Genomic DNA, 18,023 nt, shown 5'->3' with positions numbered 1-18,023 from the left:
CAGATTCGGTAAGACCGGGGCAGCGGCCCCGTTATGTGGGAGGGGGTGAACCGCGGTGATGCGAGTGCAACGGGCTATTGGAGCCGCATTTCTGGTCACCGGTGCCCTCACGCTGAGTGCTGCTCCGGGGTATGCCGCGACATCCGTCGTCGAGCCTGCGTTTGTGGTCGAAAGTGAGATACGCGAATTCGTTGACGGTGCGGGCAAGAAGAGTCGGTGTTCGGCGTCCGCGGCAACACTGGTCCCGGGAGTGACGCGCTGCTTATTGTTCCGAGTCCATAACACCTCGACCCAGCCGATCACGGTTCGCACGATCACGATGAGTTTGGACTCGACGTTCCCGCAGCCACCGTCAGGATGCTCGGCCGAGAACCTGTCGCTGCCCACGTTTACCGGGTTATTGCCGGTGACGGCCGGTGGTTGGGCCGAGAGCCCGGGCCTGCCGATCCGATTGGAGAACACTGCAACAAATCAGGACAACTGTAAGCAGACGGTGCTGCATTTCGTGTTCGATGGCACCGCCTCCGGCAGCGAATCGCAGCAGGGTGACGGATTGGCCGCGACGGGAGCCGCCAAACTGACCGGCGCCCTGTTGATCGGTATCGTCATGGTGGGTCTCGGGATGATGGTGAGCGGTACGAACCGTCGCCGGACGGGGTTGAAATCGTGAGACGGCGCACCGCACTCGTGCTGCTGATTGTCTGCGTAGCGGCCGTCGGCGGGATCGCAGCGCCCGCCGTCGCCTTCTTTTCCAGCAGCGGCACGGGGACCGGAACCGGCGCGACGGCAACGCTGCTCCCGTTGGCAATTCAGTCAGCCACGACGGGCTCGCCCTCGTCTGCACTATTCCCCGGCGGGACCGGTGATCTCGTCCTGACAGTGGCCAACCCCAATCCGGGTCCAGTGACCATTGTCGGTATTGCGCAGGGCGGCCCGGTGAATGTCACCGGTGGAACGGGGTGCAGCTCCGACTCGGGCTGGCCGGCCCCGGTGGGTAATTCCGGCGTGAGCGTGCCCGTCGTGACGGGCCTGAATATTTCGGTGGCTGGCGAGGCAACCCAGGTCGTGCACGTGCCCGGTGCCGCGTCGATGAGCACGACGTCTGCTGCCGGGTGTCAGGGCGCGAGCTTCCAGATCCCGATAACCGTTCAGGTCGTGCAATGAGCGCTGTGAGCGGAGCAGTGAAAAACCGCCGGCGCGGTCGGCGGGCTCGCCTGGTGACGGTCGCCGGAATCAGTCTTGCCCTCTCCGGGGTGCTTCTGATCCCCGCAGGCAGCGCTTTCGCATTCTGGACGGCGAGCTCGACCGGAAACTCTGCACACGCTGCAGCAGGGACCCTTGCAGCGCCGGTGCTTTCTTCAGACACGTTGGCTCCCACGATGGCTGAATTGTCCTGGACGCAGCCGTTCACACCGACGGGTTATCTGCTGACCCAGACACCAGGGGTTTTGGCTGGCTGCGCGGCAAACCCGGCCCCGGCAGCGACCTCCTGTGCGCCATCCGGTTTGACCCCGAACACCACCTACACCTGGGGGCTCTCCGCATCTCTGCACAACTGGGCCGCAATGGCGACGACTACCGCGACGACCAGCAGACAATTCACCACCACCACCCTTGGCTCCATCACGCCGACAACCGGCAGTGTGGGGGACAGTTTCACGGCGAAAGCCACGGTCACCGGAAACTCCGGCTACGGCGCCCCGGCCGGAAACGCCACGTTCAGGCTTTACGCCAACGCTGACTGTTCCGGTCCCGCCAACTTCACCACCCCAGACCAGGCGATCACCGGCGGTTCGGCCAACGGTTCACTGAAACCAACCGTTGGCACCTATCACTGGCAGGCCGCTTACACGCCCAGCGACGCCTACAACACCGCCAGTACGAGCGCGTGCAGCACAACCGCGATTACCGTACACGCAGCAGGCGGTCCGCCACCGGTCCCACCCGCCATTACGGTCAGCACATCCCCGGTGGGGGTCGTGGCGTCACCGGATGGGAAACACGTTTACGTGGCCGACTTCAGTGTGGGTACCGTGTCCGTGATTGATACGGCCACGAATGCTGTGTCGGCGCTTAACGTCGGCGGCAACCCGTACGAGCTGGCACTGTCGCCGGATGGGAAGCTCCTTTACGTCACCAGACCCTACGTCAATGCGGTGATCGTGGTTAATGTCGCCACGAATACAATTGTGAAGTCCATTACGGTCGGGACCGGTGTCGGGGACCAATACCCGTACGGGTTGTCGATGACGCCGGATGGAAAACACGTTTACGTCGCAAACAGCCGCTCGGCGTCGGTCTCAGTGATAGACACGGTGACGAACACGGTGACGGCGACGATCTCGGTGGGAGTGACGCCGGACGCGGTTGCGGTGTCGCCGGACGGCGCACACGTCTATGTCACCAATGCGAGTTCTAATACGGTGTCGGTGATTGCTACGGCTTCGAATACTGTGTCGGCGACCATCGCAGTTGCGGCGACGCCGGACGCGGTGGCGGTATCACCAGACGGGAAGCGCGTCTACGTCACCACTGGTGCTGCTAATACGTTGACGGTGATTAATGCGGTCACAAATTCTGTGATTGCGAACATTCCGGTTGGGAGCAACCCCGACGCGGTGGCATTGTCGCCAGATGGGACGCGAGTCTACGTCGCCAACTCCAATTCAAATACGGTGTCGGTGATTGATTCGGCCACAAATACGGTTGTGATGACGATACCGGTCGGCCTCAGGCCAGTCGGGGTCGCGGTGTCGCCCGATGGAACCCGTGTCTACGTCGCCAATGAGAGTTCGTACACGGTGTCGGTGATTGCTGTGCCGGTAATGACCGCCGGTGTTGCACCCGTGGCAACCGTGGGTGTTACATATTCGTTCACTATTCCGGCGGCGAATGTGACGTCATTCGCGGTCACTACCGGTGCGCTGCCAGCTGGATTGAGCCTGGATGCTGCTACCGGGGTGATCTCTGGAACCCCGACGACAGCCGGTCCGGTCACGTTCACGATCACCGGGACCGGGGAGTACGGCCGAGCAGCTTTGCCCTACACGATCATCACGGCCGCAACGTAGCCTCGACACGGCGGAAGGCAATTTCAGGCCCGGTGGCCCACCGGTCCGCAGCGAGCGCCGTCACAGCCACCCCGCGCACTGAACCAGGAATGAACATGAGTTACCGTCACGCACGTGTTGTTGTTGTTATGGAGCGTGCTGCGGTCGCGCAGCGCCGTTCGACTGCTCGAACGGGTCACTGATCGTGGATGTGCGGTGGCTGCAGGCTCCAGAACACGAGGTAGCGGCCGCGATGGCGACTCTGCGACGCGATTCACGGCCGACCTGGGTGCCGACGAAGCGGCAGGTGCTTGTGCACGTGAACCAATGCGTGATGCTGTGGTACCTCTGCATCATCCTCATGACCTTCGGCATCAAAGTCGACTCCTACCAGGACGGTCAGGTCACTGCGTCTGACGTTGGCGGGCTTCTCGTCGCTCTGGCCGTTTTCGTTGTTTGGCTCTGTGGTGCGTATCTGCTGCGCCAATGGGCGGCCAAGCCGCGATCTCCTGGAGCGCGCTTGAATGACTGGCGGCAGACTCTGACCGCCCTCGCCAACGGATTCGAATCGCACCCCAGCCCGGCCGCGACGTTCACCTCGATCATGACCGCCGGGACCAGCGGCATCCGCGAGTACCCTCGATTTGTCGCGCCCGGTGTCGAGTTCGGCACCCTCAGTTCTCACTCTCGCCGCTCGGGTGAGTGGCACTATGTTGCCGTCACGCTGCCGGCGCCTTTACCGCACCTCATTTTGGATGCCACGTCCACCGGTCGTCTCAGCAGCAACCTGCCGGTGGGGCTCGTCCGAGATCAGAAGTTGTCGTTAGAGGGGAATTTCGATCAGTCGTTCCAGGTGTATTCGCCGCTCGATTACCGCATGGAGGCACTGTATGTGCTCACTCCCGACCTGATGGCGGCGCTCATTGATGATGCCGCTGGCTACAACGTCGAGATCATCGATCACACTCTGGTCTTCTTCACGCCCCGACCGGCGGACTTCTCCACGTCGGAACCGTGGAATTCCGTTCACGCACTTCTCACGAACGTGGCGCCACGTATCATCGCAAAAGCCCGTCGGTACCTCGACGAACGCGTACCGGGCCAGGAGATTCCCCGAGTTCTCGCCAAGCTCACCGCCGAGCGCGAGCGCCCCGAGATCACGTGGATCGCGCCACCACCGCTCATCGGGCCAGAAGGCCGACTCACTATCCGCGACCGCAGGACAGGCGTGTGGTCAGCTGTGTTCGGCATCGGCTGGTTCGTCGGACTCACCTTTCTCTACGCCGTACCGGGACTCTTCGCTTTTGCAGGCTTTATGTCCATCATCGACGGCCGGTAGGCGCAGCGAACTGGGGCACCCTCCGGAGCGGTCGGGGGAGCGGATGCCGCGGCGCAGGCCCGCGAGGTCATCACTCGGGATCGAGATCACTCGCATCATCGAGTCCACGCGTGAACGCGTGTGTGCCGCCTGGCTCGAGCCGGCGCAGTTCGCCGAATGGTTTGGCTCGTGTGTCTCGGAGGTGCCCGCCGCGGGCTTGGGCCGTTGCGTGTCGTGAGTCGTTTATCGGCCGTTGCTTAGTGGCCGTTGCCAGCCTGATCAGCCATGACGAGTCCACCAGAATTCAAGTTGGATGTTGTCGGGATCACGGAACACCAGTGCGGCGCCATTGGCGGTGTCTTCGGCCGGGGAATGCACGACATTCAAACGTGTGAGCAACTCGTCCCAGGCATCCAGATCTGCGCGCTCGGAGACGCTGAATCCGATGTGGTCCAGCCCCACGTTCCGGTCATCAAATCGGGTAACCGGCACGACCGTGTGCTGGTTGAGCCCGATGACCAGCCCGGTCGCCTCGTGCGCCAACACGATCATCACGCGGTTATCAAAATCGACGCGTCGTACGCGCTTCAGGCCCAGCACCTCGCAATACCAGGTTGCGCTGGCCTCGGCGTCGGAGACCGACAGGTCGATGTGGGATGGGGTGCCAAATACGGGCATGGGTTCCTCCACTTTCACTTCAACGCTATCGGGGCATAGAAGTCGAGTCCACACTACTGACGTCGTAGCCGATTGCGGGCCATCGGTGAAGGGCCGTTCCGCCGCTCAGTCGGGGCCGACAGATAGGATCGCCACAACGGTCTTCTGTGTTCCTCGAGAAAGGCGCCACCAATGTCGGAAAACCCTCCCAGCACTGCGGCAGCGGATGCCGTGCAGCCCGGAATTACCATCACCCGCATCCTCTCGGCCCCGTGCGAGCGTGTCTTTGCAGCCTGGATCGAACCGGCACAGTTTGCCGAATGGTTTGGATCGCGCGCCGCGGAGATCCCCGTCGAAACGATATCGATGGACGTGCGCCCCGGCGGCACCTGGAGCGCCACCATGTTCGCCGGGCCCGATCGTCGCGAAATTCCCTGGACGGGCACTTATCGCGAGGTCGATCCGCCCAAGCGCCTGGTCTTCACCCTGACGGACCAGACCGACGAGGAAGCGGTCGAGGTCGTAACCGTCTCGTTCGACGATCTCGATGGAATGACCGAGATGACCTTCACCCAGGGCGGAAATACCTTGACCGAGGAGCAGTACGACGGCGCCCGTCAGGGCTGGTTGGGCTTCTTCGACACGTTGGCCGAGGTCGTCGTCCGCGACTGACCGCCGCGGACTTGGGCTGTCGGACTTGTCCGGGTGGTCGTTGCGGGTTGCATTGGGTATTTGCCGGGGGTGCCCGTCGGCGACTCGTCGGCGACCCGACCGCATCCGTTCCATGGCCGTCCAATAGCCGTTCCATATCCGTTCCAGAGCCGTTCTAAAAAATGGGTTTGGCGGATGAGGTCAAAACTCCGGCAGGAACGACTCCCAGGCCCGGCGGCGCTCTCCCCGGGGATCGGACTCGACCCGGTCGATCTCGTCGATGATCAAGGTCAGCCGGTTCGTCTCGGTGTAGGCGGGCCAGCCCGCCTCGACGGTGCCGTCGACGACGAAGCGAATCCAGGCGTGGCGCATCCGTTCGCCGGCTTGCAGGAATGACTCACGGCCGCCGAGCGAGGTGAGCGTGCGACCGGCCGCGGTGTCTGAGCGGTCGAAGAGGGCCAGCATTTCGATGCCGTGCGTCGCGTCGTAGCCGAGGATGCGCATGAGCCGCGGAGCCAGATCGAAGCGGTAGGCATGCACCGGCGCATACCGCGAATGAAAGTCGCCGGCCTTGAGCGTGGGAAACCAGAACGCCGAGTCGCCGGCGAAATCGGCGGCCGGCCGGGAATGCGGCAACCCGGGGTAGGCGTCGCGCATCGCCGCGCGTGCGGTCGTGGGCGCCCGCTCGAACAGCGCACGGATGCGCGAGGGCGACGACGGCAAAATCTCCACGCGTCCGCGAAAAGCCGAACCCTCGCGCTCGTTCGTGCCGAGGATCAGCGGCACGCGGTGCGCCCGCCCGGCGGCGAAGGCGAGCAGGGGCCGTTCGGGTAAAAAATCACCGTCGACGACCGGGGCCAGACAGAACGTTCCCGGGTACTCGTCGGGCACACTGGTCTGCAGTTTGAGCGCGGCGGCAGTGAGGCGCGACACACCTGCGGTGGTGAGAAGCTCGGCGGGGGAGCTGCCGCGAGCAGTAGCATCGGTGTCGGATGCCCCGCTGTGGGACCTGCGCGGAACCACGCTCCGCATTCGTGCAGCCGAGGCGACCAGCACCCCGCCCCGAGCCACGTCGCTGCGTGGTTCGCGACCCGCAGCGTGCACCGCACCGTCCGCATCCTCCGCTCCCTCCGCACCATCCGTGCGCAGCAGCTCGACGAACTCTTCGGCCCAGCTCGCGGTGAGAGCCGGGAGGTAGACGGCATTGGCGGGCGCCGACTGGGCGATCGCCCGGGCGAACAGGCCTTTCGCGGCCGGCGTGGCCATCAGGGTGGTCACGGCGTTGCCGCCCGCAGACTCCCCGAACACCGTCACGTTGTGTGGATCGCCCCCAAACGCACGGATGTTGCGCTGCACCCACTCCAGTGCGGCCACCTGATCGCGCAGCCCGAGGTTGCTCTCGATCGGACGCTCCGGCGTTGAATATCGGCTGAAGTCGAGGTAGCCGAGCGCGCCGAGACGATAGTTGAAGCTGACATAGACCACGCGTCCGGTGATGACGAAGCCCGTTCCCTGACCCGAGTAGTCGTGGGACGAACCCGTGCTGTAGCCGCCGCCATGAATGTAGACCATGACGGGCAGACCCAGCCGTTTTCGGGCGGGCACGGCCGCAGTCATCACGTTGAGGGTGAGGCAGTCTTCACCGGACGGTACGCGCGGGTTGGCACCCTTGAATTGGCCGCGGTAGGGCTGCGGGGCAACGTTCCCATAGCGGGACGCATCGCGCACGCCCTCCCACGGCAGCACCGGCTGCGGGGCGCGAAACCGTAGCACTCCGGTGGGTGGAGCGGCGTAGGGAATGCCACGCCAGGCCAAAATCTGGCCCTCGTGCACCCCGCGCGCAATGCCGCCGCTCACCCGCACGTCGAGGCGGTGCCGCCCGGGTGCGTTCGCCGAAACCGCCACGACCTCGGGGATTGCCATCAGCGCGCTCCCGGGGTGCTCTCGGGTCGTGAGGCGAGGGTGAAGACGTCCATCAGGCAAGTCAAGCACTGGCGCAGGCGGCTCGCTAGATGTTCGAGCGGATGGGACGGCGCACGTCACCGCCGTCCCGATCCGCGGGAGTCGCGTCCCGCCCGAGACGCACGATTTGTGTCGAACTCTTCTGTCCCGTGCCCGACCGGAGTTAACTGGCCGCGTGAACCCCCTGCAGCGGCGAGTGCTGTCCGTCGCCATCCTCTCGTCGTTCGTCGCATTCCTCGACGGATCCATCATCAACGTCGCCCTGCCGGCCATCGGCCGTGAGCTGGGTGGCGGGTTGCCGCTGCAACAGTGGGTCGTCGACGGGTACCTGCTCTCGCTCGGCGCCCTGATCCTTGTGGCGGGCTCCCTCTCGGACACGCTCGGTCGGGTGCGGGTGCTTCGCGCGGGCCTGATCTGGTTCGGAATCATGTCGCTCGCCTGTGCGTTCTCACCCACCGGCGTCATCTTGGTGATCGCCCGTATTCTGCAGGGCGTCGCCGCGGCCCTGCTCGTGCCGAGTTCGCTGGCGCTGATCACCTCCAATTTTCAGGGGGTGGCGCAGGGCAAGGCGATCGGCCTGTGGACCGGGCTGACCGGCATCGCGGGCATCGCCGGGCCGCTGCTCGGCGGCATCCTGGTCGACACCTTGAGTTGGCGGTATGTGTTTGCGATCAACGTGTTGCCGATCGCGGTCACCCTGGTGCTTCTGATGCGCGTCACGGAGCCGGCCCGCACGCTGCCCGCCGCGCGCATCGACGTGCTCGGCGCGGTTCTCGCCGCGCTCGGCCTCGGGGGGCCGGTCTTCGCGCTGATCGAACAGGGCCGATATGGCGGGGGGAGCCCGGTGGTGTTCCTGCCGCTGGTGCTGGGACTGATCGCATTCGCCACGTTCCTCTGGTGGGAGAGTCGCACCCCGCACCCCATGATGCCGCTCAGCCTGTTTCGGGTGCGCAACTTCTGGGCGGGCAACCTGGCGACCGTCGGCATCTACGCCGCCCTCAGCCTGGGCTTCTTCATGGTTTCGATCTACCTGCAGGAGGTCGGCAAGTTCTCGGCGACCGCCGCTGGCCTGGCCGGCATCCCGTCGACGATCATGATGCTGCTGTTCGCGACACTTTTCGGCACGCTCGCCGGTAAATACGGGGCGCGTCTGTTCATGACCGTGGGTCCGATCGTGGCCGGCTGCGGCTTTCTCTGGCTGCTCACCGCCCAACCGCCGATCGACTTCTGGCTGCATGTCGTGCCGGGCACCGTCTTGCTGGGCCTGGGCCTGGCGATCACCGTCGCCCCTCTGACGGCGGCCGTGCTCGGTGCGATCCACCCCGAGCAGGCTGGCATCGGCTCGGCCATCAATAACGCCGTCGCCCGGGTTGCCGGGCTCATCGCGATCGCTCTCGTCGGCACGGTGACGGGCGACCTGCTCGACGTGGCCGGATTCCAGCGGGTGATGGTTCTGGCCGCCGCGCTCATGTTTGCCGGCGCGCTCGTTTCGTGGCTGGGCATCCGCGCGGCGTCACCGGTGACGGATACCGGAGGTGCTCTGCCCGCCGTTGGCGAGCCGGGCTGACGGGTCAGACACGCCAGGGCTCGGGGATGTCACCGCTGCCCGGCCGCCGCGTCTCGGCCGAATGGGTCCCCACGCGCGGCCACCAACGGGCCTGGTGAGGACGTAAATATGCGGGGAGAACGGCGCTGAAAAGCACGGAAATACTGCGGCATGGCAGGCCCGTCGCCCGGGCATGACACGAAGGGCCCCGGATAGCTGATATAGTTTTCAAGTTGCCTCCGAGCGTTCAACGTGAAGAAGTAATACTGCGCCCGTAGCTCAACGGATAGAGCATCTGACTACGGATCAGAAGGTTGGGGGTTCGAATCCCTCCGGGCGCACAGTAGCAAAGGCCTCGTCTTCGGACGGGGCCTTTCCTGTTTCCAGCCATTCAAGGTCAACGCCCGCAGCCTCGGCCCATGCGCGGATGTAGAGCGTGCGCGGCGCACGGTGCCCGTGCTCGTAGTTGACCACCGTCGTGCGTGAGAAACCCGCACGTTCGGCGAACTCGCCCTGATCGAGGCCCGTGATCTCACGAGCCTTACGCAGCCTGTCGGCCAGCGTGAAAGTCGGCACTATCGCCGTCATCATCATTGTCATGTGGCAATGATGACACATGTGTTCGATTGGCAACAAGTGCCCGCGTGTCGAATGACAACAGTGTAATTCACCCCTAGTGTGGCCATATGACCACAGAGCAACTACTGACCACCACGCAGGTGGCTGCAGCCCGCGGAGTGTCACGTCAGGCCATCCTCGCAGCTGTCAAGCGCGGCACGCTCACTCCCGCATTCACCCTCGGCAACGGGTACTACCTGTTCGAGCCCGAGGTATCGCGTTGAACCTCGAACCGCAGCTGATCCGTAAGCCGCTGCGCTTCGAGCGCAACTTCGTCCAGCTCCCGAACACCTGGGTGCGCGACGAGCGACTGTCGTTCCGTGCACGCGGCCTTCTCGGCATGCTCATGTCGCACGACATCGGGTTCAAGGTCACGCTCAAGGACATCGCCTCGACCTCGCCCAAAGAGGGCATAGACGCGGTGCGCGCAGCAACGAACGAGCTCGAGCTCGTGGGCTACCTCAAGCGGGTCGGGTTGCAGGGCAAGGGCGGCAAATTCGAGGGCACATCGTGGGAGATTACCGACCCGTTCGACACCGGGAATCTGGCACTGTTCACCGCATTGGATTATCCAACAACGGTTACCGAAACGCCTGTGGATAACTCGGCCACCGCATTGGATTATCCAACGCGCACCGCATTGGATAATCCAACGCCTATAAGAACACAAGTTAAGAACACTAAAAGACTAAGACTTAACGACTCAGCCACCGTTGCGCACGAGGCCAACATGGACGCCTCCGGCGGCTCCCTCCGGGGCGCTGACGCGTCTGCCGAATGGCTCGGATGCGGTACCGGCCTGCGCGCTCACGAGCCGACACCTGACGGCCACTACTGCGCCTTCTGCGGACGGCCCTCACCCACCTACGCGGCTAGCGCATGAGCGCGCCCAACTCCAAGACCAAAGCTGCCGAATGGAGCAACGACATGGCACCGAAACACGCGTACGTCACGACCCCGAAGACCCGCCCCGAATGGTCAACAGTCTCGATGCACACCGCACTGCACGACCTCGCGAAGCGCATGTTCGACACTGCCGACAACCTCAGCGTGCACCGCTCAGACCGAGCGCTGCTCAAGTTCGCCGCAGCACAGACCATCTCGGCCGCGTCGCTCGTGACATGCGGTCACTGGGACATCGACACCGCCCGAGCATGGCTCGACGCCGGTGACGCTGCAGTCGCCCGGGTGTCCGCATGAAGCCCCGCGCGATCGTCATCGCCGCCACCCTCCCCGAGGGGCGCAAGTGGGTGGAGCGAGGCCGCGCCCAGCACATTCTCGACATCGAGGTCGTCGCGATCATCACGCCACGAGCTCGACACCGTGCACGCGGCATACTCGCCGACCTGATCGTCTCCACCGAAGGCGCACACGCCCTCGACCACAACACGTTCGCGCAACTGCTCGCCGAGGCCGAACCGTGCCTCGCCACCTCGACATGGAGGAACTCATGACCAACCCAGCCGAAGCGTTGCCGATCTGGTTCGTGCTACCCGTTGCTGCCGTGTTCGGTGCCGGATACCTGGTCGACGTGGCTCGTGAGAAGCGGCACGCTCGACGTGATGGAGACCGCCGAGGTGCTCGTCATGGTGTGCTCACGCAGCGCAGCGAGCACCGCGGCCTTGACTACCGCGTACGCGATCCACAGGCCGACACCCCCCGACACGATCGAGACAACGAGCATGAGCCACAGCGTGCCAGTAGTTACCATCCCCGCAGCCTATCGGCGGTGACCCGATGAGCCAGCACCACCGGCGCACGAAGCACACGACCGCGTCGCCCAAGATCAGGGCAGCGATCGAGGCGAGGCTGCCTCTGCCCTGCATCGAGGGGTGCGGTCGCCTCGTCGAGCGCGGTCAGGCGTGGCACGTCGCCCACATCCAGGCCGCGTCGCAGGGTGGACGCACGACCCTCGCGAACTGTGGCCCTGCTCACGCCCGATGCAACCTCACGGGCGGCGGCAAGATGGGCGCGGCCGTCACCAACAGCGCACGTCGAGCCGCGAAGGGCCGACGCGCATGGTGATGACCGCGCCCGCGAGCGTTCCGACGCAGTTCGACGAGCCTTTTGAGAGTTCTCCCGTACCTCCGCCTGGGGGCAGCAAGGATTTCTCTCTCTATTTGTGGGAAACCACGCGGGACCGGGGGATTCGCCCAGACTTCGCCGGGAGGTACTCGGATGATCCCGAGCTTCGCCGGGAGTTCCTCGCGGGTGCACGGCTGTACGGGATGGAGCTTGTCGACCTCGACGATGCCGACGAGCTCGCACGGCTCAAGGCGATGACGCCGCGCCGGTGGCCGTTGCAACCGCAGCAGCTTCGCATCGCCGACACGCTCAACGCGAAGTACGACAGCTACGTGATCGAGATCCCGCGCCGAGCCTCGAAGACGACAACGATCTTCATGTGGCTGCTCGGTCGGATGAAGAGCCGGCCCGGCTACCAGGCAACGTTCTCAGCGCAGAACGGTGTAGCCGGCTCCCGTCGTCTGCGTGAGTGGGGCGGCACACTCGACCGGGTGAACCCTGCCGAGGACCTCGACTTGCCGCCGTGGATGCGAGGCCGGCCGAAGCAGCAGACCAAGGCGCACAAGCGTGCCGTCGCCCTGTTCGGTGAGGACCTGCTGCCGCCGGCCGATGACGAGCCGACCGGGCGCGGGTTCCGCATCATGCGCGGCGAGGTCGGTAAGGGCATCTACTTCGACAACGGGTCGCAGCTGCTCGTGCTCAAGCCCGAGGCCGACGCGTACCGAGGCGAGGCGGCCGACGTGTCGTGGATCGACGAGGCGCAGGAGATCGACCCCGTCGCGGGCGAGGACCTGCTCGCGGGCATCGTGCCGCTGCAAGACACCAAGGAAGACTCCGCGATCGTCATCTCAGGCACGGCGGGGGAGGCCCGTGTCGGCGTGCTCTGGGAGTACCTCGAGAAGCTGCGCGAGGGCAGCCCGTACGTCGGCGGCCTCGACTACTGCGCGCCCGAAGACACACCCTGGGAAGTCATCGAGGACGAAGAGCGCGCAATGGCGTTGATCGCGCAGCACCACCCCGGCATCGGCACGCTCACGACGATGGAGAAGATGCGCAAGAACTGGCACGAGCTCGCGCTGCCGAAGTGGGCGCGGGAGTACCTGAGCCTGTGGCCCGAGACGTTCGGCACGCGTGCGATCGACCCGGCACTCTGGGCCGAGGCAACAGCCGGCCGACACGTGCCCATTCCCGCACGCGTCGCGTTCGGCATGGCTATCAAGCCCGGCGGCGGAACCGCAGCGATCGCGGCCGCGTGGCGCAACCAGCGCGGCAAAGCGTACATCGAGATCATCGAGCACCGCTCCGGCACCGACTGGATACCGAAGCGGGCGCAGGAGCTCACGAAGAAGTACCGCGGTTCGACGATCGCTTACGACGACATTGGCGAAGGCAAGGCCACCGCAACCGAGATGCAGATGCTCACCCCGAAGCCGAGGATGCGCGTCCAGACGTACCGGGAGATCGCTGCCGGATGCGTGCAAGTACTCCGTGAGCTCGGCCGCCACAACCTCGTGCACTTCGACGACGCGGGCCTGAACTCGGCTGTCGACAACGCGGCCAAGCGCGAGGTGCGCGGCGACCAAGGCGTATGGCTCTGGACTCCGAAACGCTCCGGCGAAGACAACGTGCTGCCCGACATCACCTGCCTCGACGCGGGCACCCGGGCGCTGCGCAACTGGGACCAGTATTTCGCCGTTAAGTCCGGCAGTAGCAAACCGATCATGGCCGACTAGGGGACCTCGCACCAATGGCAATCAAGCTCGACAAATCACACACCTCCGTCGTCGTCTACTGCGAGGACTGCGGCCACTGGCGCGCCTTCGCTTGGACGGTGGAGGAGGCCCACGAGGCCGCGTGTCGGCACGAAAGAAACGTGCACCCTGAGTCCACGCAGGCGTCGAAAGCAGCGAGTGTATTCCGGGCCCGACACGCCGTCGAGACCACGAATGTCGAACACGGCATCGAAGCTCTTCGACATGGGAATTCTTGATCGTCTAGGCCTCGGCCGCAGCAAGCACGACTTGCTGACGAGCGCGCAGTCACTGGGCGTCACGTCCCCGTACTCGCCCCGCATCGACATCCCGGCCGCGATCATCACCGACCTGTTCAGTGATGACGCGGCCGCCAAGCTCCCGCTCAGCCGTGAGATCGCGATCAGCGTGCCGGCCGTCTCCAAGGCCCGCAACCTGCTCGTCTCAACAATCGCCAAGTTCCCGCTGCGCGCCCTCGACACCAAGGGACTGATTCAGAACCAGCCGCCGTTCCTGTACCGCACAAACTCGGCCGTCACCCCGTATGAGCGGATGGCGTGGACGGTTGACGACATGGTCTTCTACGGCGTCTCGCTCTGGCTGGCTAAGCGCGGTGCCAAGGACAGCAGCGGACGCGGAGCGATCCTCGACGCGGAATGGTGCCCGAGGCACCTCTGGTCGATCGTCGGCGGCCAAGTCATCGTCGATGGAGAACCGATGCCCGAGGATGCGGTGATCCTGTTCAACTCGCCATTCGAAGGCCTGTTGCAGGTAGGCCAACGCACCGTCACCGGAGCCGTCGACCAGGAGGCCGCATGGGTCGGCCGGGCCAAGAACCCCGTTCCACTCATCGACCTGCACCGTATCGACGACCAGCTCACCGATGAAGAAGTCACCGAATTCGTCGCGGCATGGGCCAAAGCCCGCACATCAGAGAACGGCGCGATCGGCTCGACCCCGCCCTCGATCGAGATCAAGACGTACGGCGAAGTGAAAGCCGACCTGATGACCGAGGGCCGCAACGCGATCCGCACCGATGTCGGGTCATTCCTGAACGTGCGTGCATCGATGCTCGACGGCACGAGCGGCATCGACTCGCTGACCTACACCACGAAGGACGGCGAGAAGAACTCGTTCTACGAATTCGACCTGCCGTTCTGGACCGACCCGATCGAGGCGCGCCTGTCGATGGACGACATCGTCACGAGCGGCCAGCGGGTGCGGTTCGACAAGTACGAGGCGTACAACCTGCCGACACCAACCGGCCCAATCCAGGAGGACTAGAAAATGACCAAAGTACAGATGATGGCCGGGACGCTCGCGGCCAATCTTCAAGACCGCACGCTGAACGGGCTGCTGCTCAAGTACGGCGAGGTCGGACGTACCAACCTGGGGCGGATCAAGGTCAAGCGCGGCGCGTTCGCAATGCCGGCCGATATCAAGTCATTTCTAAACCTCAACCTGGGCCACGACGCGATGAAGCCGGTTGCACGTGCTCTGTTCGCGCAGGACACCGATGAAGGAATCTTCGGCACCTGGCGGGTGGAAGACACCCCCGAGGGTAATGCCCTGCTCGCCCAGTACGACGCGAACGACCCGGCCGCACCGCGCAAGCTCTCGATCGAGGTCGACGGCATCGTGATTAAAGACGGCGAGGCCATCAAGGGCGTCATCCACGGCGGCGCGATCGTGCCCGCCGGCGCCTTCCCCTCGTCGACGCTGATGGCCGCCGATGTCGGCGAGCTCAACGTAGTGGAAGACCCCGCCGTCGAGCAAGACCCCGCAGCTTCAAGTGAGCCAGTCGTGACCGAAGAGAAGTTCACCGACGAGTACACCGACGAGAACGGCGTCACCCGATCCCGCACCACAACCCGCACGACCACCGTCGACGGTGACACCACCACGATCACGGAAACCACCGTGATCGAAGAACCCGCAGCAACCCAGGAAGAGGACCCCACCGTGACACTGCCAAACACGCTCAACGCCGCAAAGGCCGGCACCATCATCACCAAGCCGAAGCACGACCTCGGCGCGATCTACGCGGCCGTCGCGTCGCTCAAGAGCGTTGCACCGTCGGCAGCAGCGCACACGCTGCTCGCCGCGCTCAGCGACATCACGATCAGTGGAGCCGGTGCGCTTCCCGCCGCCGGTGTCCTTCAGAACAACTGGCTCGGCCAGGTCTGGCAGGGCAAGACCTACGAGCGCCGCTACATCAACCTCGGCAAGCTCGGCACCGAGATCAACGCGGCCGGCAAGAAGGGCTTCAAAATCTTCCGAGGCACCGAGGCCGACCCCAAGACAACCCTCGGCAACACCTGGAACGGCAACAAATCCGCCGTCACATCCGGCACCGGTTACACCAAGACGATCGAGTCGACGCTGCGCCGGTTCGCATTCGCGGCCGACATCGCCCGCGAATTCTACGACCTGCCCGGCGGCACAGAAGTCGTCGAGGCGTTCATCCGTCTGATCGTCGAGGACTACGCCACCTGGTCCGACCAGAAGGCCCTGGCCGACATCGTCACCACGGCCGGTGCACCGATCGCGCCGAGCGCCTACCCGGCGCAGTACAACGCGTCGATCGGCCAGGTCATCCAGGGCATCCTCACGGTCAAACGCGCCAACGACATCCCGTCGTACGCGATCGTCAACGAGACCGCGATGGACCAGCTGCTCTACACACCGAAGGACCTGATCCCCGAGTTCATCAGCCTCGACTTCAACACCGACGGCGAGGGCACCGCCGACGGCAAGGTCAGCGTCGTATCCGCACCCGACGCGTTCTTCACCGGCATCAAGGCCAACAAGCCGGCCGCGATCGTCGGCGCACAGAACGCGATCGAGTTCGACGAAGTCAGCAGCACGCCGATCCAGATCGACGCGCTCGAACTCGCCAAGGGTGGCGTCGACCGTGCCCTGCACGGCTACCTGCAGACGCTCATCGTCCGCCCCGAGGCCGTCGTCCTCGTCGGCGAAGCCGCAGCGTAACCACCACCCACCCACTCACGAAAGGCAGGTTCGACATGGGCTACTACGTCGGGGATGTTCCCGCGCAGGATCTCGTGATCGAGCCTGCCCGCAATGAGGAACCCATCGATCTCACCCCGTTCAACGAGATCGACGCGCAACTGTTCGACCCTGCCGGGGTGCCCGTGGTTACGCCCGGGTTCCTCGGCAGCATCAGCGGCGAGACCATCGTCATCGAGTGGCCCGGGTCCAGCCCGTTCGACGTAGCCGGCATCTACGCGCTACGCCTGACCGCAACCCACACGACCACCAACGTGCGCGAGCGTATCCCCGCCGTGCGCCTCGTCGTCGATGTCGAGGACGGGTGGCACACCCTCGACACCGCCCGCGACGACTGGCGGGACGCACCCGGCTACGACGCCTGGCTGTACGAGCTTCTGTGGTCGGCACGACAGCAGGTGTGCGCGTACGCGCCCGCCCTCGCTACGGGGCAGCGGCCGCCGCTGAGCTACCTCCGCGCGCAGATCATGCAGGCCCGCAACCTGTGGAACGCGGGGAAGGTCGACCCGGCCTCCGGCGGCATGGGCGACGACACCTTCGTTCTGCGCCCGTTCCCGCTGGACTGGATGATCAAACAGGTGCTGCGCCCGCAGAACCCCCGGCCGGTGATCGCCTGATGACCGCCCCGCGCAAGGACCTCGCCGCGCTGCTGAAGCCGCTGCTGCCGCGCACATGGAAGATCGTCGAGCACCAGACGACAACGGACGTGCTGACCGTGACGAAAGTGACGCTCAAGCAGCTGCGCATCGTCCGCACGCCGGCCGCCCCGCAAGGCGCGCACGACATCGAGTTCATCGTCACGATCACGTCGGCACTGACTGATCCTGCTCGAGCGGAGGACGAGCTCGACGACCAGGTAAACATGCTGATCCACGCACTCGACCGGGCCGGAATTCCGTGGTCGAGTGCCGCGAAAGTACTCGACGGCGACAGCCTCGCGTACGACATCACCCTCACTCTCACTTCCACCCCCGACCCAATCAAGGAGTAATCATGCCCGCTATCGCCGTGAAGCCTCGCGTCTTCAAGAACTACCTGCTCAAGATCGGAGCCGACTCCTACGAGGCGCACGTGTCGTCGGTCGCTCTCACCCCGTCGTCGTCGATCCAGACGTGGAAGGGCGGAACGCCGGCCGCCGTATTCACCGACGCCACCACCCCAACATGGGTGGCCGACCTCGCCTACGCGCAGGATTGGGAGACCCCCAACTCGCTTAGCATCTACCTTCTCAACAACGAGGGTGCGACCAAGGAGGTCGAGTTCTCGCCGCTGGGCTCCGGCCCGAAGTTCACCGTGACAGTGATCATCACGCCCGGTGCGATCGGCGGGGCGATCGACGAGTTCGGCACCGCCACCGTGTCGCTGGGCGTGCAGGGCAAGCCGGTATACACCGCCGGCGCAGTCACCCCGTAACC

At 64.9% G+C, this 18,023-nt stretch carries 21 protein-coding genes and 1 tRNA gene; 18 read left to right on the top strand and 4 right to left on the bottom strand.

Annotated features, from left to right (window positions below; genetic code table 11):
- Positions 1–58: 58 nt before the first annotated feature.
- The 4 genes from HNR05_RS12940 to HNR05_RS12925 all read left to right on the top strand — a co-directional run bounded on the left by HNR05_RS12940 (position 59) and on the right by HNR05_RS12925 (position 4,389).
- Positions 59–670 (top strand): hypothetical protein, encoded by a 612-nt coding sequence (locus HNR05_RS12940; RefSeq protein WP_218868892.1) that lies wholly within the window; start codon positions 59–61, stop codon positions 668–670.
- Complete coding sequence (locus HNR05_RS12935; protein WP_179579524.1) at positions 667–1,164, top strand: hypothetical protein; 498 nt, start codon at positions 667–669, stop codon at positions 1,162–1,164. Before HNR05_RS12940 ends, HNR05_RS12935 begins: the two co-directional genes overlap by 4 nt.
- On the top strand, positions 1,161–3,071 hold the full coding sequence (locus HNR05_RS12930) for a YVTN family beta-propeller repeat protein (RefSeq protein WP_179579523.1): 1,911 nt from the start codon (positions 1,161–1,163) through the stop codon (positions 3,069–3,071). The genes HNR05_RS12935 and HNR05_RS12930 overlap by 4 nt, the downstream gene beginning before the upstream one ends.
- Before the next feature lie 232 nt (positions 3,072–3,303).
- Positions 3,304–4,389 carry a hypothetical protein gene (locus HNR05_RS12925; protein WP_179579522.1) on the top strand — a complete coding sequence of 362 codons (1,086 nt, stop codon included), beginning with the start codon at positions 3,304–3,306 and terminating at the stop codon, positions 4,387–4,389.
- A 258-nt stretch (positions 4,390–4,647) separates the two neighbouring features.
- On the opposite strand, the gene HNR05_RS12920 is transcribed toward HNR05_RS12925, so the two are convergent.
- Positions 4,648–5,064, bottom strand: a complete 417-nt coding sequence (locus HNR05_RS12920) for a VOC family protein (RefSeq protein ID WP_179579521.1) — start codon at positions 5,062–5,064, stop codon at positions 4,648–4,650.
- A gap of 153 nt (positions 5,065–5,217) precedes the next feature.
- On the opposite strand from HNR05_RS12920, the gene HNR05_RS12915 reads away from it, so the two are divergent.
- Positions 5,218–5,697: an SRPBCC family protein gene (locus HNR05_RS12915; protein WP_179579520.1), complete on the top strand. Its 480-nt coding sequence runs from the start codon at positions 5,218–5,220 to the stop codon at positions 5,695–5,697.
- Between the two features lie 180 nt (positions 5,698–5,877).
- On the opposite strand, the gene HNR05_RS12910 is transcribed toward HNR05_RS12915, so the two are convergent.
- Positions 5,878–7,599: a carboxylesterase/lipase family protein gene (locus tag HNR05_RS12910; protein ID WP_179579519.1), complete on the bottom strand. Its 1,722-nt coding sequence runs from the start codon at positions 7,597–7,599 to the stop codon at positions 5,878–5,880.
- A 214-nt stretch (positions 7,600–7,813) separates the two neighbouring features.
- On the opposite strand from HNR05_RS12910, the gene HNR05_RS12905 reads away from it, so the two are divergent.
- The gene (locus HNR05_RS12905; RefSeq protein ID WP_179579518.1) at positions 7,814–9,205 is read left to right on the top strand and encodes an MFS transporter; all 1,392 of its coding nucleotides are present in this window, start codon (positions 7,814–7,816) and stop codon (positions 9,203–9,205) included.
- A gap of 247 nt (positions 9,206–9,452) precedes the next feature.
- Positions 9,453–9,525: transfer RNA gene (locus HNR05_RS12900), tRNA-Arg, on the top strand.
- On the opposite strand, the gene HNR05_RS12895 is transcribed toward HNR05_RS12900, so the two are convergent.
- A complete protein-coding gene (locus tag HNR05_RS12895) occupies positions 9,491–9,784 on the bottom strand; it encodes a helix-turn-helix domain-containing protein (RefSeq protein WP_179579517.1) in 294 nt (97 codons plus the stop codon). The genes HNR05_RS12900 and HNR05_RS12895 overlap by 35 nt on opposite strands.
- 86 nt (positions 9,785–9,870) lie before the next feature.
- On the opposite strand from HNR05_RS12895, the gene HNR05_RS12890 reads away from it, so the two are divergent.
- The 4 genes from HNR05_RS12890 to HNR05_RS12875 are packed head-to-tail and all read left to right on the top strand — an operon-like array spanning position 9,871 to position 11,256.
- Positions 9,871–10,026 (top strand): hypothetical protein, encoded by a 156-nt coding sequence (locus HNR05_RS12890; RefSeq protein ID WP_179579516.1) that lies wholly within the window; start codon positions 9,871–9,873, stop codon positions 10,024–10,026.
- Positions 10,023–10,685: a hypothetical protein gene (locus tag HNR05_RS12885; RefSeq protein ID WP_179579515.1), complete on the top strand. Its 663-nt coding sequence runs from the start codon at positions 10,023–10,025 to the stop codon at positions 10,683–10,685. The genes HNR05_RS12890 and HNR05_RS12885 overlap by 4 nt, the downstream gene beginning before the upstream one ends.
- Positions 10,686–10,729: 44 nt before the next feature.
- Positions 10,730–11,002 (top strand): hypothetical protein, encoded by a 273-nt coding sequence (locus tag HNR05_RS12880; protein WP_179579514.1) that lies wholly within the window; start codon positions 10,730–10,732, stop codon positions 11,000–11,002.
- A complete protein-coding gene (locus HNR05_RS12875; RefSeq protein WP_179579513.1) occupies positions 10,999–11,256 on the top strand; it encodes a hypothetical protein in 258 nt (85 codons plus the stop codon). The genes HNR05_RS12880 and HNR05_RS12875 overlap by 4 nt, the downstream gene beginning before the upstream one ends.
- Before the next feature lie 35 nt (positions 11,257–11,291).
- Here the strand turns inward: HNR05_RS12875 and HNR05_RS12870 are convergent, their stop codons facing one another.
- Positions 11,292–11,513, bottom strand: coding sequence for a hypothetical protein (locus HNR05_RS12870; RefSeq protein ID WP_179579512.1), 222 nt, complete (start codon positions 11,511–11,513; stop codon positions 11,292–11,294).
- A 26-nt stretch (positions 11,514–11,539) separates the two neighbouring features.
- Between HNR05_RS12870 and HNR05_RS12865 the strand changes: the two genes are divergently transcribed.
- The 7 genes from HNR05_RS12865 (at position 11,540) to HNR05_RS12835 (ending at position 18,021) form a co-directional block, all read left to right on the top strand.
- Positions 11,540–11,827 carry an HNH endonuclease gene (locus HNR05_RS12865; protein WP_179579511.1) on the top strand — a complete coding sequence of 96 codons (288 nt, stop codon included), beginning with the start codon at positions 11,540–11,542 and terminating at the stop codon, positions 11,825–11,827.
- Positions 11,821–13,560, top strand: coding sequence for a hypothetical protein (locus tag HNR05_RS12860; protein ID WP_218868891.1), 1,740 nt, complete (start codon positions 11,821–11,823; stop codon positions 13,558–13,560). Before HNR05_RS12865 ends, HNR05_RS12860 begins: the two co-directional genes overlap by 7 nt.
- 213 nt (positions 13,561–13,773) lie before the next feature.
- Positions 13,774–14,862 carry a phage portal protein gene (locus tag HNR05_RS12855; RefSeq protein ID WP_179579509.1) on the top strand — a complete coding sequence of 363 codons (1,089 nt, stop codon included), beginning with the start codon at positions 13,774–13,776 and terminating at the stop codon, positions 14,860–14,862.
- A gap of 3 nt (positions 14,863–14,865) precedes the next feature.
- Complete coding sequence (locus HNR05_RS12850; protein ID WP_179579508.1) at positions 14,866–16,569, top strand: hypothetical protein; 1,704 nt, start codon at positions 14,866–14,868, stop codon at positions 16,567–16,569.
- Positions 16,570–16,604: 35 nt separating this feature from the next.
- Positions 16,605–17,225, top strand: coding sequence for a hypothetical protein (locus HNR05_RS12845; RefSeq protein WP_179579507.1), 621 nt, complete (start codon positions 16,605–16,607; stop codon positions 17,223–17,225).
- Positions 17,225–17,599, top strand: coding sequence for a hypothetical protein (locus tag HNR05_RS12840; RefSeq protein ID WP_179579506.1), 375 nt, complete (start codon positions 17,225–17,227; stop codon positions 17,597–17,599). Before HNR05_RS12845 ends, HNR05_RS12840 begins: the two co-directional genes overlap by 1 nt.
- A 2-nt stretch (positions 17,600–17,601) precedes the next feature.
- The gene (locus HNR05_RS12835) at positions 17,602–18,021 is read left to right on the top strand and encodes a hypothetical protein (protein WP_179579505.1); all 420 of its coding nucleotides are present in this window, start codon (positions 17,602–17,604) and stop codon (positions 18,019–18,021) included.
- Positions 18,022–18,023: the final 2 nt, after the last annotated feature.

The organism is Leifsonia psychrotolerans, from assembly GCF_013410665.1.
Classification (GTDB): Bacteria; Actinomycetota; Actinomycetes; order Actinomycetales; family Microbacteriaceae; genus Cryobacterium; species Cryobacterium psychrotolerans_A.
This window is presented reverse-complemented; position numbering and strand designations above follow the sequence as displayed.